The following is a 21,615-nucleotide window of genomic DNA, read 5'->3' as shown; positions in this document are numbered from 1 at the left end:
TCTTCCCATCGCTGGGGTTTCGCAACTGCCTCCACCTCTGGGGTTTTTTGGTCTTAGGTTCGCTCGGCAGACTTTAGGCTTTAGCCTTCCCGCAAGCCCTGCGGTATTCAAACGTATTTTTGGGCTAAGAGCTTGGTTATCGTTTTTAGCTCCATTACCCTAACATAAAGCCGTGCTAAAAGCACGGGGTGTCTACCCATTTTTCTGATGAGGAATTTAAATTGTTCATCACAAAATCAAAGTGATCGGGAGCTGGTTGACTGACTTGATAGCCCTCACCCCCAACCCCTCTTCCCTAGTAGGGCTGATTCGTTTTCCTGGGAGAAAAATAAAACTAGGGCATTTATACTGTTTTTTGAGACATCTTCAGGAAACTACCGTTATTTTCCCTGCTCAAATCGCCAAATTGGCTGGAGCAGATTTTTCTCTCATCACAAGGAATCAGCCCTACTCTTCCCTAGGGAGAGGGGAGCCGATCCATTTTCCCAGTTCCCTCTCCCCTAGGAAGAGGTCGAGGGTGAGGGCTTTCCAGGATCGGAATTGAGACAGCCATCGCACCAGACCAACCTCCCCAGGATGAAACAGGATAGGTTTTTTGCCAGCCAAATTCCCAGCGTGATTGGTTAAAATGCCACGCAAAATCATCAAGATCAAGGCTAAAACGAGCGGATTCAGTGGTGATGCTGTCCCTGTTGAGCACAGTCCTTTTGCCAACATCGTTCCAACGTTTGTAGGCGATAAATATACAGAAAACGACTGATACCAAAGGCAGTTCGTGCCGAAGAATCAAACAAGGGTTGATTGAGGTAGTGCCACACAAGGAGGCTAAGTTGCTTGAGCTTAAAGACCATGGTACTAACTGAATTTACATCAGTAGGAATCAGTAAAGTTAAATAAAGTAGTTCCAATGTTCATCCGGGTGGACGCTGAAGATTGGAGCGGAGTCTAGACGAGGACGGAAAGTCCGTCACCATGACTCCAGTGAGTGGAGGGGGCCACAGGTCAGAACAGACCCGATTGACTCCAGTAATCTGGCCAGTTTTGATGGCCCTTAACTACTAATGTGCCTCAATTATTTCGAGTTTTACTCAACTCAATCGTAGAGAATTATGAAGGATTATGGGAAATCCCTGTAATTGTTCTTTGCAAATCGTCGAACGGTGCGAGATTGTCCGAAATGCTCAGGGGCTTTCTCTGCGTTGATCCCTGTTGACTGGGTGCATCCCACTTTTGCAGATTCCCATGGCTCGCCAGGGAGCACCCTCATCCCCAGCCCTTCTCCCGCAGGAGAAAGGAGCCAAAAGCCCTCTCATGAGGGAGAGGGTTGGGTGAGGGATTGCACAACTGGGATGCACTCTGTTGACTGTGCTAAACCGAAATCATAATTCGGGATCATCCTGACCTATAATTTTGTCTTATCTGACATCACTGAAGGAGATCACCAATGTCCGATTGGCAACGGGTTGACGGGAGTGTTACCGCCCCACGGGGTTTTCAAGCGGCCGGGATTACCGCTGGCTTAAAGCCGTCGGGTTCACCGGATTTATCCCTCATTTATTCAGAAACAGAAGCGATCGCCGCCGGTGTCTTCACCACCTCCACCGTGCGGGCGGCCTGCGTCGATTACTGTCGCCAACGTCTCCAAGCGAAAGCCAGTGCTCGCGCCATTCTGTGCAATGCGGGTCAAGCCAACGCCGCGACCGGTGAACAAGGCTGGCAAGATGCCCTCGAAACGGCTCAATTACTCGGTCAGCAGTTGAAAATTTCCCCCGATACCGTCCTCCTCGCCTCCACGGGAGTGATCGGTCAACGCATGAAAATGGATGCGTTTCGGGCTGGGATTCCAACCCTCGTCAATGCCCTCAGTCCGACCGGCGGCGAGGCGGCAGCGGGCGCGATTATCACCACGGATCTCGTCCCCAAATCCATTGCCCTTGAAACCATGATCGAGGGGCGGCCGGTGCGCATTGGCGGGATCGCGAAAGGGTCTGGGATGATTCACCCCAATATGGCGACGATGCTGTCCTTTGTCACCTGTGATGCGGCGGTGTCTACGTCCCTGTGGCAGGAGATGCTGCGACGAGCGGCGAATCAGAGTTTCAATCAAATCACCGTCGATGGCGATACGAGTACCAATGACAGTCTGATCGCCTTGGCTAATGGTCAATCGCGGACGACGGCGATCACAGAGCCGGGGCCGGAGGCGGATAAGCTCGAAGCGATGTTGACGGAGGTGTGCCAATATTTAGCGAAGGCGATCGCCCGCGACGGTGAAGGGGCCACCTGCCTCGTTGAAGTCACCGTCACGGGAGCGCCCAGTGATGCGGCGGCCCGTAAAGTGGCGAAAACCATCGTCGGCTCATCATTGTTTAAAGCTGCGATTTTCGGGCGTGATCCCAATTGGGGGCGGATTGCGGCGGCAGCCGGTCGAGCCGATGTGCCCTTTGATCAAGACCAGTTACGGATTACCCTCGGTGATTTTCGGTTGATGGATGCGGGGCAACCGTTGCCGTTCGATCGCGCCGCTGCGAGCCAATATATTAAAGACATTGCTACCCAATCGGGGGGCGAAGTGGCGGGCAAAATCTACCAATCCCTTGATCATCCGTTACTCATTACGGTGGACTTGGGAAGTGGTTCCGGTGCTGGGGTGGCGTGGGGTTGTGATCTCAGCTATGACTACGTCAAGATCAACGCTGAGTACACCACCTAAGCCCGCGCCCTCCGCTGTTAATGCTTCTAAGCTGAACCTGGGGCGATCGCAACCCTGATCCGTTCACACCTTGATCTGATGAACCTCCGGCGATCGCCCGTCCCCCGCATCCTTTACCCCTCACCCTTCCCATGCTGCACGGCTTCATTCCCCCCCATCGCTTTTTCCCCTATCTCACCTGGACGGAGATCGAAGCATTACCGGATAAAGAAAATATCGTGATTGTGCAGCCGGTGGGCGCGATCGAGCAGCACGGGCCCCACTTACCGATCGCGGTGGATTCCGTGATTGCGGCTGGTGTCCTGGGCCGGGCCCTAGGGGAACTCGATCCAACCATTCCCGCCTATGCCTTGCCGCCCCTGTACTACGGCAAATCTAACGAGCATTGGCATTTTCCCGGCACGATTACCCTATCCGCCACGACTCTCTTGGCGGTGATTCGTGAAATGGCGGCGAGTCTATACCGGGCTGGGTTTCGGAAATTAGTGCTCTGTAATGCCCACGGTGGCCAGCCCCAAGTGATGGAAATTGCGGCGCGGGACTTGCATCAGGAATACGGCGATTTTGCGGTGTTTCCCCTGTTTGTCTGGCGTGTGCCCCACAATGCTGGGCAATTTTTGAGCGATCGCGAACGCGCCCAGGGTATCCATGCCGGGGATGCTGAAACGAGCATTCTCCTGGCGTTATTACCCGACCAAGTCCACATGGATCGGGCCGTGTGTGAATATCCCCAGGGTTTACCCGCCGGGGGACTCTTGAGCCTCGAAGGTCAGTTACCCTTTGCTTGGGTGACGCAGGAACTAAGCCGCAGCGGTGTGATTGGGGATGCCACGGCTGCCACTCGTGACAAGGGTGAAGCGATCTTAGCCTCAGTGGCGGCGGGCTGGGTGCAAGTGCTCACGGAAATTCATCACTTTCAGCAGCCCAAAATCCCACAGGATTAAACAGCCAATTCCCAGCAGCGACGGGGTGGCATAGGATGCAAAAGACAGGCTACGGGCGCAAAAAAAGTTGAGGCAATGAGAATTACGCCGAGGCGATGGAGTCCCGTTGCAGGGCGGGGTTGAACGGGGCGATCGCTGCAACTAGGCGGTTTCTAACCAATCAAACATCCGGTCAATTTGTTCGAGGGTCACCAGCCCATATTGCCAGAGAATCATCGGCAAAACGTTGGGGGTGGGGTCATGACGGCGGGTGGCGATCGCTAAGGATTCAGCAGGAATCGCGAGTTCATCTTGGAGAAATTGAATAAAGCGGTGAGCGAGGAGAGTTTGCATTGTTCTAAAACCACAGATTTAAAAAAAGTTAAAAAGAGAATGAAGCAGAAATGCAGGGGAGAATTCTTTAGAATTCGTCAGTGATTTTCACTTTGCCCCGTTGCACTGAACGCAGCAGGCGATTCACTGCCCGCACTTCCTCATCACTGAGGGCTTCGTCTAAGACAGCGGCCATCAATCCATATTGATCTGTTTTTTGCAATCGTCCTGTCTGACGAGCGGTAGCAAGCATCTCAGCGACAGAACCCGGAATAAGCTTAACGGCAGGAAGCATGATAAGTCATAGAGCGCGGTGAGGTTATCCTTACTATCCTTGATCTTTCCCGGTTGGGGGGTGATAGCTCCCCCCCTAAGGATGTGAATTTGATCGGGGTAGGCTGTGACAATGCTCGCGAGGCACGTGTGATGGATTACAAGGGAATACTGTGATTAAAATCACCAACTCTTGACACAGCATCGGCGGGAAACATTGACAAAATTAAAGCGTCCATTGTATCAATAAGTTTAGACACGTAAAAGATCGTTCATTTCCCCACTGTCGTCTGACGTTACAATCCTGAAGCATTCCCATTCCGAGGGGATTCAATAAGGCAGCGCCAGGTGTGGAGAGACGGAAGTAGGTTTGATGCCGAAGGAACGCACCGCATCTTTAAAATTTACGTCTTTAAACAATCTACAGCTTACGAGATTAAAGGACTATGATGCTTGCGCCTCTATTCATCAGTTTGTCGGTGGCTTCCGCTGCGTTGCTACTCAAAGTCAAAACCCAAGAAGAGATCGTTCGGGTTGCTGCGGGCGGCGTGGCTATTCTCTGCTTATTCCTGAGTTTATATTTTGCACCGTTGTGGATTAAAGCTCTGCTCTTGACGATTCCGCTGTTGGGAGGGCGTTTGAACTTTACTGGCATTGCAGAGTAGCGATCGCACTTTGTCCCGCTTGAGCCGGTTGGCATTGAAGCCATCGGCAAGAGTTGAAAGACCCGCGATCGCGGGTCTTTTTTGGCAGGCAGGATAGCGGCGGTCTTGCCATTTAAAAGTGGTTTTTTTGGCTCCGGAGGCGGCTGAATGCTTCCCTGGGGTTTGGGGTGTTCATGGCCTGTTGGAGGCGGGGGTCATGGCAACGGAGAAAGAGATTGGTTTGTTTTTCAAGACCAAGCTGGGTGGGAATGGTGGCTTGGTGACGCTGACGAAGGGCGATCGCCTCACGATAGCGGCTCTGACTGGGGGCATCGTCGGGCAAAACCGAGAGGGCAAAAGTTAAGTTACTGACGGTGTATTCATGGGCGCACCAAATCCGCGTCGAGTCGGGAAGTTGGCACAACTGTTGCAGTGACGTGAATAATTGCGTGGCAGTGCCATCAAAAATGCGACCACATCCCCCCGCAAAGAGGGTATCGCCACAAAAGAGATCGCCGGGTTCGTCTGGGGTTAGGGGCGGGAAGTAGTAGGCAATATGGGCGCGGGTGTGGCCGGGGGTAAAGAAAACCTCAGCGGTGCGATCGCACACCGTGACGCGATCGCCCCCCTGCAAAAACACCTGCTGCTGAGGGATACGCCCCCGATCTTCAGCACCTCCATACACAACCGCCTCTGGAAACTGCCGTAAGAGGGCATGATTTCCCCCCACATGATCCCCATGGTGATGGGTGTTTAAAATCGCCACCAGGGTAGCATCATGCTGCTGCAACCAGCGCAACACCGGCTTAGCCTCAGCCGGATCAACCACGGCGGCGGTGCGATCAATGGGATTGTGCAGGATAAAAACGTAATTGTCAGACAATACGGAAATTCGTACAATGTCCATCACAAGCTCATACAGCGACATTGCCCCCATTGTAATGACATCTCCTGTCAATCCTGATGATTTACCCCTTGAGCATCGCATTGCCTATTGTTTGGAAACGGGTCAAATTTCTCGCCAAACCTATTTCCAGTTTGTGACGTATTTTCTCTCGGATACATCGGCCACCAGCCAAGAACGCCAAGGGATCAACCAAATCTTGGATAATGTGCAGACCGGGCACATTACCTTCATCGTGTCCTGATCTTGAGACCGCCTCTGGATTGGGGGAAGTCACCTTGCTAAGATGGCGTGATGCTTGATGAGATTCTGGTCTGTGCATTTATTCTTTTTTTGACCCCTATTTTATGACTCCCATCCTCTCTTCGCCCCCCCAACAGTATGATGTGCCGGTGCGATCGCTGATCGTCCCCCCCCTCACCCAACCGCGCTATCGTCTGTCCCTAATTATTCCCACCTATCAGGAATGCCAAACGATTCAGCCCCTCCTGCACAGCCTCACAGGGCTTTTAGATGCGGCCTGTCCAGAGCAATATGAATTAATTGTCGTCGATGACAATAGCCCCGATGGAACCGCTGCGGTGGTGGAATCCCGGCTAGAGGACTATCCAGCGGTGCGGCTCATCTGTCGGACGCAGGAACGGGGCTTATCCACCGCAGTGATTCGGGGTTGGCAACAGGCCCAAGGGGAATACCTTGGGGTCATCGATGCCGATTTACAACATCCCCCCGAAATTCTCCTCGCCCTGTACCAAGCGCTAGAGGCTGGGGCCGATTTAGCCGTGGCGAGTCGCCATGTGCCGGGCGGGGGGGTGAGTGATTGGAATTTGGGGCGGCGGGTGCTGTCGCGGGGGGCGCAGGCGTTGGGGTGGTTGATTTTGCCGAGGGTGTTGGGGGCGGTGTCTGACCCGTTGAGTGGGTATTTCATGGTGCGACGGGATGCGATCGCCTCCCAACGGATGAACCCGGTGGGGTACAAAATTTTGATCGAAGTGTTGGCACGGGGTCAGTGCGATCGGATTCAAGAAGTCAGCTATGTTTTCCAAGAACGCCAAGACGGAGAAAGCAAAGTCACCTATCGCCAATACCTCGAATATCTCCAACACCTGGCCCGACTCCGCTGGGAACGCTGGTTCTGTCAGCGCCCAACCCCATCGGCACAACGTCCGATCAAATCCAGCTAACCCATCACCGCTAAAATCGTGCTTTAGCGTAGGGCTACTGCTCTAGGATTGCAAATCGCGGGGATCGAGGGCATCGCGGAGACCATCACCGAGGACGTTAAAGGCCAACACCGTCAGGATGATCAGCAGGGCGGGCGACCAAATCAGCCAGGGTTGCAAGACCAAAATAGAAGCATTGGTGGCCAGAGAGAGGAGATTTCCCCAGGAGGGATCGGGCTGTTGAATGCCCAAGCCGATCAGACTTAGCACCGACTCCGCCACAATGAAGCTGGGAATGGAAAGGGTCGCCGAAATCACCACATAGGTGGCGGTTTGGGGCAGTACATGGCGCAGGATAATCGTGAAGGAATTGGCCCCGATCGCGCGCGCCGCATTGACAAAATCCTGCTCCTTTAACGACAGCACTTGCCCCCGAATCACCCGCGCTAGCCCCGACCAACTCACAAAGGAGGTAATCACGACAATGAGCAAAAACCGTTGGGAGCTACTCAGTCCCGGCGGCAGGATGGCCGCGAGGGCAACGAGGAGGTAAATGGTCGGCACGCTCATCAGGACTTCCACGATGCGCATCAGGACGGCATCGAGCCAACCACCGAAGTAGCCGGAAATGCCCCCAATCAGCAGCCCAAGGGGAAAGGAAATCACAATCCCCACGAGGCCAATGCTGAGGCTAATCCGTCCGCCGAAGAGCAGGCGACTGAATTGATCGCGGCCCTGTTCGTCGGTGCCGAGGAGATTGATGCGGCCGGGGCCGGTGGTGCCGAAGAGGTGGCGATCGCTCGTCATCCCCGGCAACAGGTTGTAGGGTTCCCCTTGCACGAAGAAACGCAGGGGTGAGGGTTGACTGCGGTCAATGTCTAAGAGGCGATCGCCCGTTTCGAGATCCGTCGGCCCTTGAGTCGTGGGGTACACATGGGGCCCAAGCCATTGCCCCGCTTCCGTCTGCCAGTAGATTTGCGTCGGCGGTAGGAGCGATCCCCCCACTTGGGAACTGTAGGGATCATAGGGCGCGATGAAGCCCGCCAAAAGCGCACTGAGATAAAAAACGCCCAGAATAATCGCTCCAAAACGAGCCAACTGATTATGCTTGAGTTTGCGCCACCAATCCATAGTCTGTATTACGTCAAGAAAGTGAATTTGAAAGTGGGTCGATGCGGGACAATGCCATGGAACATCCTGTCCTTTAGGTTAACCTCTGGGCTGCCTTTCCCATGATCTGTCGCCCGAAAAAAGAGTGGCATCCTACAGCCGATCCCCATCCCGTTACGCCATGACCCAGCGGTTGCGGCCTTGGTGCTTGGCACGGTAGAGGGCGCGATCGGCGGCGAGTAAAAACCCATGGGGCGGCTCGTGGCTCGACGGCAGCCAACAGACCACCCCCAAACTCACCGACACCCATTCCGACACGTCCGACATGGTGTGGGGAATTTGCAAGCGGGCCACCTCCTCACCAATGCGCCGCGCCACGGTGATCGCCCCGGATGCGGGGGTGTCCGGCAAAATCACCGCAAACTCTTCCCCCCCATACCGCGCCACCAGATCCGCCGGTCGTTTCACCGCCCGTTCTAAGGCTCGCGAGATTTCAATCAGACAATCATCCCCCTGTTGATGACCATAGCAGTCGTTATATTGCTTGAAATAGTCCACATCACAGAGGATTAAACTCAGCATGACCTCTTCCTGGGCGGAGCGCTGCCACATTTGGTCAAGATATTCATCAAAGTGGCGACGATTGGCGAGGTGGGTGAGGCCGTCGGAACTGGCCAGGCGTTGAAGTTCTGCATTCACTTGGGCGAGTTCGGTGGTGCGTTCGGCGACCCGTTGTTCAAGGGTGTAGGTGTAGTTTTCTTGGGCAGCGTAGAGGCGGGCGTTTTCGAGGGAGATAGCGGCTTGGGAACAGAGGAGTTGCACGAGTTCGAGGCGGGCGGCGCTGAAGGCTCCGGTGGCGAGATTATTTTCAAGGTAGATGATGTTGAGGAGTTTGCCTTGGTGGATCAGGGGGGCGCAGAGAATGGAGCGGGGTTTTTGGTGAATGAGGTAGGGATCATGACGTTGGTAAAAGGGGGATTGGGGGTCGTGGGGGGCTTGGCTGGCGTTGTCGAGCACGATGCTTTTGAGGGTACGGACGACGTACACCAGGATCGAGAGGGGTAAGCGGCCATCGGGGGCAATATGTTGTAGGAGTTGGACGCTGGGGGGGTCGGCTTGGCCTTCCATTTCGATCCGCCATTGCCCTTTGTCTTCGCTGAGGAGGTAGGCCCGTTGAGCGCCGGTGTTTTCGAGGAGGGTTTGCATGAGGCGGGTTAAGAGGCGATCGAGGCGGATTTCACTCGATAGGGCTTGGGAGGATTTGATCACGGTGGCGAGATCAATTTCGCTGCTGATGTGATTGCTGGTGATGGTGGAGGGGAGGTGTTTGGGTGGGGGGGCGTAGGCGGTGAGGAGGGTGGGATAGGTGCGATCGAGGTGACGGACTTTGGCGATCGCACCCCATTGCTGATAGGTGTAGCGGGCTTCTTGGAGATAGGTTTTGGCGATTAAGGGTTTGTGGGTGCTGAGATAGAACCGGGCGGCGCGTTCGTAGATGAGGGCGATTTCGCTGCGGTAGTTTTGGGGAGTGGCGAGGGTGATGGCGCGATCGTACTGCTCGATGGCTTCGGCCACATTGCCCAGGTGGCGCGATCGCTCCGCCTGCACGAGGGCGAGCCGATGGCCATAGACCGCCGGGCCAGTCTTGGCCCACTGCCGCAGTTGGGCTTCATGCTGTTGGGCCCGCTGCCAGAGGGATTGCAAATGCGGGGCCATCCCCGCTTTCAGGGTCGCCAAGGCGATCAACGCATCATAGAAACACCACAGGCCCTGCCCGATTGTGCCACGCACCACCTGTTGATATTGCTCCGCCCGCTGGGCATGGAGTCGCGCTGTTTTCAGGTCATCAAACCAATAGCACAACACCATCTTGTTAAAGGCATACCAAAACTGACCCGTTTGATCCGGCAGTCTCAATTTTGCCGAGGGGAGTTGGGTGGCATGGGGGACGAGGACATCGTACAGTTGGGTGTCGTGAGCCAGGGTGGTGGGTTCGTTGCGATTGGCGGCGTTGGTTAAGGTTTCGATGCTGGCGAGGTCGAGGCGGAGGTGAGCGATCGCGCTATCGGTCAAGGTTTGACGGCTGTACTCGATCACCTGTTGGAGTTCTGCGGCTAAGGGGGGGAGTTCTTCGAGACCCAAATAATAGCGGTGGCGATAGCGGGTCAGCAACGCGGCCGCCGCTGCGGTGAGATCTCCCACATCTAACGCCGTCTGATAGGCGGTTTTCAGGCCATTAATCAGGGCAACACTGGGCAGATGCCAATGGCGCAAATAGGCACAATCGAGCCAGAGGAGATGCCCCTGCACCGCTGGATAGGCAAGCCGATCAACAATGGTCATCGCCAATTGACTCAGGGATTGAGCCAGTTTAGGTTGCCGCAGCCCAGTGCCTAACCACACCGCAAAATGGGCATAGCCGACGGCTGAATCTGGGCTGTATCCGTGGCGCAGGGAGGCTCGCACCTGTTGCAGGCTGAGGAGATGATACAAATTGTGATTGGTGATCGCCAGGGCTGGCAGGGCTGTGGTGATCAAGGCTAACGCGGCGGCGATGCGCGGGTTGGCCAGGGCGGGGCGTGTTTTTAAGGCCGTGGTGGAATAGCGACGGAGTTGCGCCACCGTCAACCCCAAGGCCAAGCACAATTGGAGGCGGTGGGGCGATCGCGGATAATGAATATCCAAGCGCCGCAACACGGTCAAGAGGGTATCAATGGCCTCGCTGAGGTGGCCCTGGGTAATATGGGCCCGGATTTGAATATCGTAGGCGGGGACTTGATCTAAGACATGGTGACTGTGGAGTAACAGGGTTTGCACATAGTCTTGCATGGTGTCATATTGCCCCAAACTATAGGCATTGGCGGCCCCGTGGGTATACAGATGGCGGGTGAGGTCGTATTGACTCAACCAACGATTGGGGGCGAGGAGTTTGATCCCCATTTGGCAATAGCTGAGGGCGGCGGCGTAGGCGGTGGAGGCTTGGGCCTGTTGGGCGGCCTGGAGGTTGAGTTCAGCGCCTTGCTGCCGGATGGGGGTGGTGCTGAGGATGGGATAGCCTAAGTTGCAATGGTCTGCCACGATGAACACTTCCCGCTGGAGTTCTTGGGGGGTGAGGGTTTTGAGGAGCAGCCGGGCGATTTTGTAGTGGGCTTTGACGCGCTCATGGGTGGCTAAGAGTTCATAGGCGGCTTGCTGAATGCGATCGTGGCGGAAGCGGCAATGGTCGCTGGGGGGGTGGATGCCTGCGGGGGTGTGGGGTAGGAGGAGGGTGTGGGTGATGGCGGGGGCAAGGGTTGCTTGGAGTTTCGGGAGCGGTTGTTCGAGGACTTGGGCGAGGCGACGGATATCGACGGTGTTGCCGAAGCAGGCGGCATAGCGGAGGGCGCGTTGGGTGGGGGGGGGCAGGGTTTGGATGGTGGCGATCATTAGTTCCACCACGTTGGTGGTGCTGGCTTGGCTGGCGATCGCTTCGAGATCCCACGTCCATTCCTGTTGGTCATGATCAAAGGCGATCGCCCCTTGACGCACCACGGTCATTAAAAATTCACGGGTAAAAAATGGATTCCCCCCGGTCTTGGTCTGAATCACCGCTGCTAGGGGAGCGACATGGCTGGCATCCTGGGCGAGGGTGGTGGCAATCCAGTCGGTGATCGCTAGGGTGGGCAAGGGGTCGAGGGAGAGGGCATCGATGAGGAGACCCTGTTCTTGGAATTCGCTGAGGGTGCTGATCAGGGGATGGGTGGGGCTGAGGTCATGATCGCGATAGGCTCCGATGACGAGGAGCGATCGCTGTTGTGGATCATTCAGGAGCACCGTCAGCAGTTGGAGAGTGGCACTATCCGCCCAATGGAGATCATCAAGAAACATCACCAAGGGACGCTCCGGGGCACAAAACACCGCGAGAAATTGCCGCACGAGGCGATGAAACCGGTGTTGGGCTTCGGCCAAACCGAGGGGGACAACATCGGGCTGCGGCCCCAGGATCAAGGCTAAGTCTGGGATCAGGTCAATTAAAACCTGGCCATTTTGACCCAGGGCGGCCTGGAGGTGCGATCGCCACTGTTGCAGATGGGTCTCGGACTCCGTTAACAGTTTGCGCACCAGTTGCTGGAGGGCTTGCACAATCACATCGTAGGGGCGGGTGCGTTGCAGTTGATCACATTTCCCCGTCACCAAGATCCCCCGCGCCAGGGTAATCGGGCTATACAACTCCTGAACGAGGGCCGTTTTTCCCACCCCCGCCCCGCCGCTGATCGTCACGAGGGCCACCGGCAAGGTTTGACGCACCACCGCATCAAAGGCTTGTTCCAGGGTGGCGATCGCCGTCTCCCGCCCAAACAACGTCGCCGGCAATTGAAACTGATCAAACCGATCCCGCTCCCCCAGGGGAAAGGCGGCAATGGTTTGATCCCGCTGCCAATCCGCTGCACAGCGCTCCAGATCCCGAAGCAACCCCCTCGCGGTTTGATAGCGGTCATTCACCGACTTCGCCATCAGTTTCATCACGATCGCAGAGAGCGGCTCCGGAATGCGGCCATCGAGATGGTGGGGCGGGGGAGGGATGCGGGCAATATGGCAATGGAGCAACTCCAGCACATCCTTGGTGGGGAAGGGCAACTGCCGGGTCAAAAGGTGGTACAGCGTTGCGCCGAGGGAATACAGATCCGTCCGTGAATCCAAATTACAATTGAGCCGCCCTGTTTGCTCTGGGGAAATATACGCGAGGGTTCCGGTGATCGTCGTTTGGGAATCGAGGGACGGCAACCCCACGTGCCACCGCGTTGCCAGGCCAAAGTCAATGATTTTGACTTGGCCTGTTTTGCCGTTGTAGATGATATTGCTGGGGTTAATGTCTCGGTGAATAATCCCGGCGCTGTGGATGTCGTGGAGGGTGGCGGTGACGGCCATGGCGAGGGTTAAGACCTCACCGAGGGGAATCGGGTTCTGGGCGAGATGATCGGTTAAGGACTGGCCGCCAATATCTTCAAAGCAAATAAAGAGGCGATGTTGATAGGGCTGAATATTGTAGGTGCGAATCACACCGGCACTGGTGAGGCTGCGGGTGATTTCGTATTCCTGGCGGTAGTGGTTGAGTTGTTGAGGGGTGGGGTAGTCCTGTTTGAGGAGCTTGAGCACCATGGGGACTCGCTGCGAGCTTAGGGCAGAATTGTCTTCCCACAACACTCGATAGATGAGGGATTGCTGACTTTCATAAATAAGCTGACGCAGCAAAAAACCAGGGTGATCAAACATGAGCGTGGTGACGGAGAAACGCCTCAGCAGGTGGGCTTGCGGGTGGCCAAACCGGACACCGAACCAGCCCACCGTGCTGAATGCGATCGCATCTTACAATGTCAAGACGGCAAGCACTGTATCCGGAGATAAATGTTGCAACCGGAAACCGACCTTTTGGCAGACTCGTTGCATGCCTGTGTTTTCCGGCAGGATGTTCGCAACCAGTTGGGTGAAGTTGCGATCGCGCCCAATGGCGACTAAGCGTTGCAGAAGCTCGGTGCCGAGGCCCTGATTTTGACAGCGATCGCTAATGATCATGGCAAATTCCGCTTCATTCACCCCATGCAATTGGCTAATACGGGCAACCCCTAAAAATTGATGTTCGCCGGTTTCAGGATCTTTATAGTCTGCCACAAGGGCGATTTCGCGATCGTAGTCAATAAAACAGATCCGGGAGAGGCGATCGTGGGCCACCCGACTTTTCAGCGACATCAAATGAAAATAGCGCAGGTAGACACTTTCCTCCGACAGCGGCTCGTGGAACTTAACCACCAGGGGTTCATCTTCGGGGCGAATGGGCCGAATCACCACATTTGTCCCATCTTTGAGCGTCCACGGCGCAACGTAATGGAGGGGATAGGGGCAAATGGCCGGTTTGGGTAAGTCAGCTTCCGGGGTTTCCGGGTCATGCAACACCACCCGCGCATCCAGGGCCACGAGGCGATCGCTCCCCACCAGCAGCGGGTTAATATCCAGTTCCTTAATCCAAGCCTGTTCCACCACCAACTGGCTAAAGCGCACCAGCAACTGCTCCAACATATCGAGATCCACCGCCGCTTGACCCCGCACCCCCTTGAGGGCGGTATAGATTTTGGTTTGTTCGATCATCCGACGGGCCAAGGTGGTGTTGAGGGGCGGCAGGCCCAAGGCGCGATCCTTGAACACCTCCACCAATGATCCCCCCGTGCCAAACAGCAGCACCGGCCCAAACTGAGCGTCCAAACTGCTACCGATAATCAATTCATAATCCCCTTGGGTCATCTGCAACATTGGCTGCACCGTCACCCCTTGGAAATGCTCCGCCCCCACTTTTTCCGTCACCGAGTCTTGAATGCCGTTGTAAGCACCCCGCACCGTGTCCGCATCTTGCAGCAGGAGACGCACACCGCCCACATCGGTTTTGTGGGTGATGGTGGTGGAGTTGAGTTTGAGGACAACGGGATAGCCGATCGCTTCGGCTTGGGCAACGGCTGCGTCGGCGGAGGTGGCGATCGCCGTCGCCACCGTCGGAATCCCGTAGGCATCGAGCAACTGCTTCGACTCATATTCCGTCAGCAAGTTACGCCCCTCAGCCCGCACCGCCGCAATCATCGCCGTGACGCGATCGCGCCCCGGAGCTTGTTCCTCATCCGTGGTGATCATCGGCGTTTCATACAAACCCTGCAAATTGTAGGAATAGCGCCACATATAGTTAAAAACATGGGCCGCCGTATCCGGAAACGGCAACGTAAAGATCCGCGCATGGTTTAACAACTGCTCACCCGGCGTAATCCCATCCCCCCCCATCCAACTGGCCAAAATCGGCTTCGCCGGTCGGCTTGGATCTTGGAGAATCTCCACAAACTGCTTCGCCGTCTGGGTCGGGTCGGTCATCGCTTGGGGCGTGAGAATCGCCAAGAGTCCATCACTATTGGGATCATCGAGGGTAATCCGGATCGCTTCGGCGTAGCGATGGGGATCAGCATCCCCCAAAATATCCACCGGATTGCCATGACTCCAATGGGGCGGCAGTAGCTCATTCAGTTTCGCCGTTGTTTCCGGCGACAACTTCGCCAACTTGCCCCCTTCTGAGATCAGCGCATCCGTGGTCAACACCCCCGGCCCCCCGGCATTGGTCAAGATTGTGAGGCGATTTCCCTTTGGGCGGGGCTGTTTTGCCAACACCTCTGCCATGTTAAACAGGTCATCAATCGTATCCACCCGCAACACCCCGCACCGCCGGAATGCGGCGTTGAGCACCTCATCACTGCCCGCTAGGGCCCCCGTATGGGAGGCCGCCGCCGCCGCCGCTGCCTCGGTTCGTCCTGCCTTGATCACAATAATCGGCTTGGTGCGGGCCACCTCACGGGCCGCCGACAAAAACGATCGCGCATTGCCGATGCTTTCCATATAGATCACAATGCTATGGGTATCGGGATCATCGCCGAGATAATCAATCAGATCCCCCCAATCCACATCCAACATCGACCCGATGGAAATAAAGGCACTAAAGCCCACATTTTCCCGGAAACTCCAGTCCAAAATTGAAGTACAGAGGGCCCCGCTTTGGCTGATGAACCCCACATTGCCAGGACGAGCGATCGCACTCGCAAACGTCGCATTCAACCCCGACACCGGGCACATCACCCCCAAACAGTTCGGCCCCACAATCCGTAAATTTCCCGCCCGCGCCTTCGCCAAAATCTGCCGCTCAAGCTCGACCCCCTCGGCCCCGATTTCCTTAAAGCCCGCAGAGATAATGATCGCCGCCTTCACCCCCGCTGCCACACATTCATCAATCACCTGGGGCACTGCCAACGACGGAATCGCAATCACCACCAAATCCACCGGCTCCGGAATCGCCGCCAAATTTGGATACGCCTTAATGCCTAAAACACTCGCCCGCTTCGGATTAATCGGAAACACCGTCCCACCAAAGGGATGGCTAATCAAATTCCAGAGCAGAGTCCGCCCCACACTCCCCGGTTTTTCACTCGCTCCGATAATCGCAACAGACTGAGGTTGAAAGAATGCTTTTAACGGCTGTTGATCGTAGTGCAACACATTCTGAGCAGGATCTGCGGTTTGCATAGAAAAACTCATCATAACGACTTAGGGATAGACAAACACGAACAGTCATCAAACCTAACAACGTTTACAGTGTTGGTTAACATTTGAATCAAAATGAATTGATCCTGACTGTGGCTAGGCTCATTCTACTGATTCCCCCAGATGATCCCCAAGATTCCCTATGATTCTTTTAACAAAGTCAAAAGAAAGCCATCGGAATCGTCATCAGTGTTTAAGATTTATTTAATATTTTATTGTGATTTTATTGAGGCTCTGCTTTGACAATTTAACATCATCCTGTCCCCACAATCCCAACGGTAATCTCCCAGCAGAGCCAGGCTGACGTTCCAAACCACATCACTCAATCATCGATCCATCCCATGCCGATCACCTCGACCATGAACGCTATACATCTGGGCAGAGTAATTTATGATGATAATACAACCAGGCAAGCATACCAAAAAAGATGCTAATCTTCTCTTAGATCAGCACCAATCTATGAAATTCAATCCATTTAATTGACTCCTAAAACGTTAGCAGTCTTGGGTGATTTCAACGAGAGTTAATATTGTGCGATATAATTACTAAACTTATCGAAATAAGTTGACCAGAATGATCACCACAGTCCATCGGGTAGATCTCTATGTCCAATCTGGCGATCCTCAATCATCCTCAGTCCAGCCATCTGCAACGATCCCATGATGGCAGTCCCTTAGACAGGTGTTCGCTGACGGTGATTGAAGAGGATCACGAGAGCCTGAAATCAATCCAGTTTCATGACCTAACCCCTGCGACCCCAGCAAATCAATGTTGAAACGGCCTTTTTCACCTATTTCACTCCGTTTATTCTTGATTGTTCCCCTCCTACTGCAAATTATTGTAATTGTTGGCTTAACGGCTTATATTTCCTTGCAGAATGGTCGGCGCATGGTCAGTCAACTCGCAAGGCAATTAGCTACGACCATCGGCGATCGCACCAAAAGCGAAATCAATCAAAACCTCGTTGTTCCCCTCACCTTACAAAAGGCTTACTACGCTAGTTCTAAAAGTGGGCAACTCGATTTGCAGAATCTGGCGAGCCTAGAGCGCTTTTTCACGCGGCAACTCCAAAGCCAAACCCTCGTCACCGGGTTATCCTTTACAACGCCAGCCGGAGACTTTATTGGGGTCGAACAGATTCAGGGCAAAACCCGACTCCTCCGGGTGCGCAATGCCGAGACCGCACCCAATCAACATATCTACCGCCTCACCCCTAGCGGCGATCGCGCTGACTTCATCGCCGCTAATGCCTACGATCCCCGCAAGACCCCTTGGTACGACAAAACCATTCAAGATTATCGCCAGAAGTGGAACCCCGTTTATCTTGATAAAAGACAGTTAAAAACCAGCCTTTCTCGGCCTGTGTATAATACCCAGAATGATTTAGTAGGAGTTTTCAATATCGAAATATCATTAAATCAAGTTGATGATATTTTTAATGAACTATTTTCCGACGGAGACACTCATTTTTTTGTCATTGATCAAGACAACTATCTGATTGCCACCTCAACCCAAGAAGCACTCTATCAACAAAACCATCGTTTGCAGGCTGGACTAAGTCAATCATCCTTGATCAGGAAGGTTTCGTATCAACTAAAAAACACGAATCATCATCGATTATTCCGACGCAACACGTCAAACTTCATCCGCATCAACAATCAAAATTATTATATTTATACCACTCCCCTTGATAACCTCGATTTAAAGTGGGCTTTAGTGGTGATTTTACCAGAAACTCAATTAGGACATCATCTCAATGCGATCACAACTCACACGATTATTCTCTGTATCGGTGCGCTCATTATTACGATAATTCTGGGCACATTTACCACGCGCATCATTGCAGATCCATTGCTCAATTTAGTGCGTGCCAGTCAGCAGATTGAGCAGTCTAACGTACAGGATGCTCTCAGCATTGAACCCAGTTGGATTCGAGAACTCGAAATTCTCAGAACCGCATTTCTCAAAATGCACCTGAAGATTCGGGAAACATTAACAAAGCTCAATAGTCGCCAGGAAGATTTAGAGTCTTATATTGAAGATCAAAGTAGCCTCTTTAAGGCAATTTATGAAAATGCAGGGATTGGGATTGGGTTAACCGATCTAGAGGGTTATATTATTGATAGTAATCCCGCATTACAAAAACTGTTGGGCTATGACGGCGATGAATTAAAAACGCTGCATTTTTCCGAATATACCTATCCCGATGATTTGGATGCTGATACCTCCCAAGTGGCTGAAATCTTTGCGGGAGAGCGGGATAACTTTACCATGGAAAAACGCTATATTCGCAAGGACAAAAGTGTCGTTTGGGCCCGGATGACTTTATGTTCTATTCGTAAAAATGGTCAGCTTGAATATACATTCTGCATGACTGAAGATATTACGGACTGGAAGCAAAGTGAGGCGAAGAATAAAGCGATTTTGTCTGTTCTTCCTGATCTAATTTTACATGTGGATTATGAGGGAAGATATTTAAACTATTATGCGATGCAAGATAAAAATATTATCGATCTAGCGACGACGGGTAAACAGCGAATTGGCCATTTTCTATATGAATTTTTGCCGGAAGATGTGGCAAAACGGCATTTGTATTTTATTCAGCAGGCAATCCTGACGGATACGCTGCAATGCTACGAGCAGGAAATTAAAATTAATGGGCGATCGCAATACGAAGAGGTACGCATTGCCCATAGTGGTAGCAATGATGCGGTGATGATCATTCGTGATATCAACGATCGCAAACGGACGGAATTATTTTTACAGCAGGCAATGGAGGCCGCCCAGGCAGCAAACACGGCAAAAAGTCAATTCTTGGCGAACATGAGCCATGAACTGCGGACACCATTGAATGCCATTCTTGGGTTTACTCAAGTGATGGCACGGGATAAAAGTTTGAGTCTAGAGCACCAAAATTATATTCATATTATTAATCGCAGTGGTGAACATCTCCTCAATTTGATCAACGACATTCTGGATTTATCCAAAATTGAAGCAGGTCGGATTAAGCTGCAACCGGAAAGCTTTGATCTCCAAAATCTGTTCCAAAATTTGACGGAATTGCTCAGTGCTAAAGCGCAGGCGAAGGGGATTGTGTTGCGCTGTTGTCTTGATGAAGATGTTCCGGTGCTGCTCTCAGGTGATGTGAGTAAAATCCGTCAAGTGTTGATTAATTTGTTGGGTAATGCGATTAAGTTTACGGATCGGGGGAGTGTGATGCTGCGGGTTCGCAATGAAACTCCTGACCAAACGCCTGCATCGCTACAATTTACGATTACGGATACGGGGCAGGGGATTGCAGAGTCTGAAATTCCGCTTTTGTTCCAAGCGTTTGAGCAAACGGGAGCGGGGGTTCAATCTAACAGTGGGACGGGGCTGGGTTTGGCGATTAGTCAGAAGTTTGTGATGTTGATGGGGGGAGAAATTCGCGTTAAAAGTACCTTGGGTCAGGGTTCAACGTTTTACTTTTCGCTGACGTTGCCGCCGGGTCAATTGGAGGATGTGCGGGTGCAGGCTTCAACGTTGCCGGTGGTGGGGTTGGCTCCGGATCAGCCGATCTATCGCATTTTGGTGGTGGACGATCGCTGGGAAAATAGCCATTTGGTGGATCAGTTGTTGACGAAGGTGGGGTTTGAGGTGCGGACGGCGGCCAATGGGGAGGAGGGGATTGTGGTGTGGGAGGAGTGGCAGCCGCATCTGATTTGGATGGATATGCGGATGCCGGTGCTCGATGGCTATGAGGCGACGCGACGGATTAAGGGGACGGAGTTGGGACGCAATACGGCGGTGATCGCGCTGACGGCCAGTGCGTTTGAGGAGCAGCGATCGCAGGTGTTGGCAGCGGGCTGTGATGACTTTGTGCGCAAGCCGTTTCAGGAGGCGGTGCTGTTCGAGAAGATGGCGCAGTATTTGGGGGTTGTCTATATCTATGGGGAAACGGGACTGATGGAGATGCCGGAAATTGGCATAGAGGAGGCGGAGGAGGTGGATCTTGTGGCGTTGCTCCAGGTTATGCCGGCGGCCTGGCAGTCTGACCTCTTAGCGGCAACGATCGCAGCGAACTCGACCCAAATCCTGGACTATTGTGAGGCGATCCCCGACGAGGCGATCGCGCTCCGTGAAAAGATTCAGTATTGGGTTGATGAGTTTCGCTTTGATCTGCTTGAAGATTTGCTCGTTGCGTCCTCCGCTTCGACTTCGGAAACGGGTTAAAGACGGGCGATCGCGCCTCGATGCCCGTCCGTCCCGATGCCTGAGCGATCGCCCATTAGCTGCCGTAATTCCACCGGGCGCGATAGCCGCGATTATCCAGATGGGTGAAGGTGCGACCGTAGCCCAAACCACCACGCCAGAAGGGGTCAAGTTGGCGTTGTACTTCTTGGGGCGACAACCCAGCGACGACAAAATCCACCCCATGGCCTTGGATGTGGGTGGAGCGGCTCGCCCCGCCGATGGCACGATTGACCGCAGGCGGACGATACCAACTGGTGATCGTGATCGAACGGCCACTGAGGCGATCGCGCACCTCTTGCATCCGGGCAGCCATGTTAACAATATTGTTGGTAATCCGTTCGTTTTCCGGGAGGCGCGTCCCGTTTTTCGTTGCTTCACCCCAGGTAAAATTCCCCCCAGGGATGATCGGCGTGTCCGTGGTCAGTTGACCCTTCCCGGCGATCCGAATCAGTTTACCGCTGGGTTGTGGGGGGGCGGGGGGATCTTGGGGGGGCGCGTAGGCTTCGATGTGGAGGGTGTCCACATGGCCTTCAAACACATACCACTCGGTGCGATCGCCCAAGGGATTTTCCAGTTCCACCTTCAGATGTGACCCCAGATCCGTAAAGGTTTTCACCGCTAATTCTCGCTGCGAGACTGAGATTTTGTCCTCATCACCGAGTTGAGTGGAGCTAATCGGTTTTTGCTTAAAGACGGTGTCTTGGTTAATCACCAGCGTTCCGGACTGGGAAATGACCACATGGCCTTCAAAGACATACCAGTCGTTTTGGTCAGCGATCGCCTTATCCAACGTAATTTTGTAATGTGCCCCTGATTTGTCAGCACTGCTAATCCCGTATTCTCCTTTCTCCACCGTAACTTTTTCCCGATCACTCAACTCCGTTGACTGCACCGGCTTCGCCTTAAAGATTGTCGTTTGATTAACAATTAGGGTAGACATTGTGAAAAACAGTTATTGTCCGAAACTACAATTATCATTCACCCTACCGCTATTCCCCAACATCCCGGCAGCCTCATTAACCATTTATACCGAATCTTCAAATTTCTTGACCCAAAAAATTAGCCAGATCCCGGCAAGCCCTCACCCTAGCCCTCTCCCTAGGGGCTACTGCTTATACATAACGTTCAAATGTTGGCCTCGTCTGCGTTTGATCCCCCTAAATCCCCCTTAAAAAGGGGGACTTTTTTGCGTTCCCCCCTTTTTAAGGGGGGCTAG

The 21,615-nt window shown here is 53.7% G+C and carries 13 protein-coding genes and 1 riboswitch; of the genes, 6 read left to right on the top strand and 7 right to left on the bottom strand.

From position 1 onward, the window contains the following. Nucleotides 1–1,444 precede the first annotated feature (1,444 nt). Nucleotides 1,445–2,713: a bifunctional ornithine acetyltransferase/N-acetylglutamate synthase gene (gene argJ, locus PN477_RS08620; RefSeq protein WP_272115922.1), complete on the top strand. Its 1,269-nt coding sequence runs from the start codon at nt 1,445–1,447 to the stop codon at nt 2,711–2,713. Nucleotides 2,714–2,844: 131 nt separating this feature from the next. Next, nucleotides 2,845–3,657 carry a creatininase family protein gene (locus PN477_RS08615; protein ID WP_272115921.1) on the top strand — a complete coding sequence of 271 codons (813 nt, stop codon included), beginning with the start codon at nt 2,845–2,847 and terminating at the stop codon, nt 3,655–3,657. A 141-nt stretch (nt 3,658–3,798) separates the two neighbouring features. Here the strand turns inward: PN477_RS08615 and PN477_RS08610 are convergent, their stop codons facing one another. Next, on the bottom strand, nt 3,799–3,990 hold the full coding sequence (locus tag PN477_RS08610; protein ID WP_072621673.1) for a DUF2949 domain-containing protein: 192 nt from the start codon (nt 3,988–3,990) through the stop codon (nt 3,799–3,801). A gap of 67 nt (nt 3,991–4,057) precedes the next feature. After that, nucleotides 4,058–4,264: a hypothetical protein gene (locus PN477_RS08605; RefSeq protein ID WP_272147159.1), complete on the bottom strand. Its 207-nt coding sequence runs from the start codon at nt 4,262–4,264 to the stop codon at nt 4,058–4,060. Between the two features lie 245 nt (nt 4,265–4,509). After that, nucleotides 4,510–4,633, top strand: a riboswitch (Glutamine riboswitch). Between the two features lie 55 nt (nt 4,634–4,688). On the opposite strand from PN477_RS08605, the gene PN477_RS08600 reads away from it, so the two are divergent. Then, nucleotides 4,689–4,907, top strand: coding sequence for a hypothetical protein (locus PN477_RS08600; RefSeq protein ID WP_084669043.1), 219 nt, complete (start codon nt 4,689–4,691; stop codon nt 4,905–4,907). Between the two features lie 112 nt (nt 4,908–5,019). On the opposite strand, the gene gloB is transcribed toward PN477_RS08600, so the two are convergent. Next, on the bottom strand, nt 5,020–5,793 hold the full coding sequence (gene gloB / locus PN477_RS08595) for a hydroxyacylglutathione hydrolase (protein ID WP_272115914.1): 774 nt from the start codon (nt 5,791–5,793) through the stop codon (nt 5,020–5,022). 34 nt (nt 5,794–5,827) lie between these two features. Here gloB and PN477_RS08590 point away from each other — a divergent pair, with 34 nt between their 5' ends. Together PN477_RS08590 and PN477_RS08585 are read left to right on the top strand one after the other, a co-directional pair. Next, complete coding sequence (locus PN477_RS08590; protein WP_272115912.1) at nt 5,828–6,034, top strand: hypothetical protein; 207 nt, start codon at nt 5,828–5,830, stop codon at nt 6,032–6,034. Nucleotides 6,035–6,137: 103 nt separating this feature from the next. Continuing rightward, nucleotides 6,138–6,974: a polyprenol monophosphomannose synthase gene (locus PN477_RS08585; RefSeq protein ID WP_272115910.1), complete on the top strand. Its 837-nt coding sequence runs from the start codon at nt 6,138–6,140 to the stop codon at nt 6,972–6,974. 42 nt (nt 6,975–7,016) lie between these two features. On the opposite strand, the gene PN477_RS08580 is transcribed toward PN477_RS08585, so the two are convergent. The 3 genes from PN477_RS08580 to PN477_RS08570 form a co-directional block, all read right to left on the bottom strand. Next, entirely contained in the window at nt 7,017–8,084 is a 1,068-nt protein-coding gene (locus tag PN477_RS08580; RefSeq protein WP_272115908.1) for an ABC transporter permease, read from the bottom strand. A 153-nt stretch (nt 8,085–8,237) separates the two neighbouring features. Then, nucleotides 8,238–13,316: a diguanylate cyclase domain-containing protein gene (locus PN477_RS08575; RefSeq protein WP_272115906.1), complete on the bottom strand. Its 5,079-nt coding sequence runs from the start codon at nt 13,314–13,316 to the stop codon at nt 8,238–8,240. 93 nt (nt 13,317–13,409) lie between these two features. Continuing rightward, entirely contained in the window at nt 13,410–16,148 is a 2,739-nt protein-coding gene (locus PN477_RS08570; RefSeq protein WP_272115904.1) for a bifunctional acetate--CoA ligase family protein/GNAT family N-acetyltransferase, read from the bottom strand. Between the two features lie 828 nt (nt 16,149–16,976). On the opposite strand from PN477_RS08570, the gene PN477_RS08565 reads away from it, so the two are divergent. Beyond that, complete coding sequence (locus PN477_RS08565; protein WP_272115902.1) at nt 16,977–20,378, top strand: ATP-binding protein; 3,402 nt, start codon at nt 16,977–16,979, stop codon at nt 20,376–20,378. Between the two features lie 55 nt (nt 20,379–20,433). Here PN477_RS08565 and PN477_RS08560 read toward each other — a convergent pair whose 3' ends face one another. Next, complete coding sequence (locus PN477_RS08560; protein WP_272115900.1) at nt 20,434–21,339, bottom strand: D-Ala-D-Ala carboxypeptidase family metallohydrolase; 906 nt, start codon at nt 21,337–21,339, stop codon at nt 20,434–20,436. Nucleotides 21,340–21,615 lie beyond the last annotated feature (276 nt).

Origin of the sequence: Spirulina subsalsa CS-330, assembly GCF_028330765.1 — a bacterium.
GTDB classification, from domain to species: domain Bacteria; phylum Cyanobacteriota; class Cyanobacteriia; order Cyanobacteriales; family Spirulinaceae; genus Spirulina; species Spirulina subsalsa_A.
Note: the sequence above shows the minus strand (reverse complement) of the source record. Positions and strands in the feature narration are given on the sequence as shown.

Excerpts from the sequence above, each read along its gene's own strand:
- argJ (WP_272115922.1), top strand. The coding sequence starts at position 1,445 with ATGTCCGATTGGCAACGGGTTGACGGGAGTGTTACCGCCCCACGGGGT.
- PN477_RS08615 (WP_272115921.1), top strand. The coding sequence starts at position 2,845 with ATGCTGCACGGCTTCATTCCCCCCCATCGCTTTTTCCCCTATCTCACC.
- PN477_RS08610 (WP_072621673.1), bottom strand. The coding sequence starts at position 3,990 with ATGCAAACTCTCCTCGCTCACCGCTTTATTCAATTTCTCCAAGATGAA.
- PN477_RS08605 (WP_272147159.1), bottom strand. The coding sequence starts at position 4,264 with ATGCTTCCTGCCGTTAAGCTTATTCCGGGTTCTGTCGCTGAGATGCTT.
- PN477_RS08600 (WP_084669043.1), top strand. The coding sequence starts at position 4,689 with ATGATGCTTGCGCCTCTATTCATCAGTTTGTCGGTGGCTTCCGCTGCG.
- gloB (WP_272115914.1), bottom strand. The coding sequence starts at position 5,793 with ATGGACATTGTACGAATTTCCGTATTGTCTGACAATTACGTTTTTATC.
- PN477_RS08590 (WP_272115912.1), top strand. The coding sequence starts at position 5,828 with ATGACATCTCCTGTCAATCCTGATGATTTACCCCTTGAGCATCGCATT.
- PN477_RS08585 (WP_272115910.1), top strand. The coding sequence starts at position 6,138 with ATGACTCCCATCCTCTCTTCGCCCCCCCAACAGTATGATGTGCCGGTG.
- PN477_RS08580 (WP_272115908.1), bottom strand. The coding sequence starts at position 8,084 with ATGGATTGGTGGCGCAAACTCAAGCATAATCAGTTGGCTCGTTTTGGA.
- PN477_RS08575 (WP_272115906.1), bottom strand. The coding sequence starts at position 13,316 with ATGTTTGATCACCCTGGTTTTTTGCTGCGTCAGCTTATTTATGAAAGT.
- PN477_RS08570 (WP_272115904.1), bottom strand. The coding sequence starts at position 16,148 with ATGCAAACCGCAGATCCTGCTCAGAATGTGTTGCACTACGATCAACAG.
- PN477_RS08560 (WP_272115900.1), bottom strand. The coding sequence starts at position 21,339 with ATGTCTACCCTAATTGTTAATCAAACGACAATCTTTAAGGCGAAGCCG.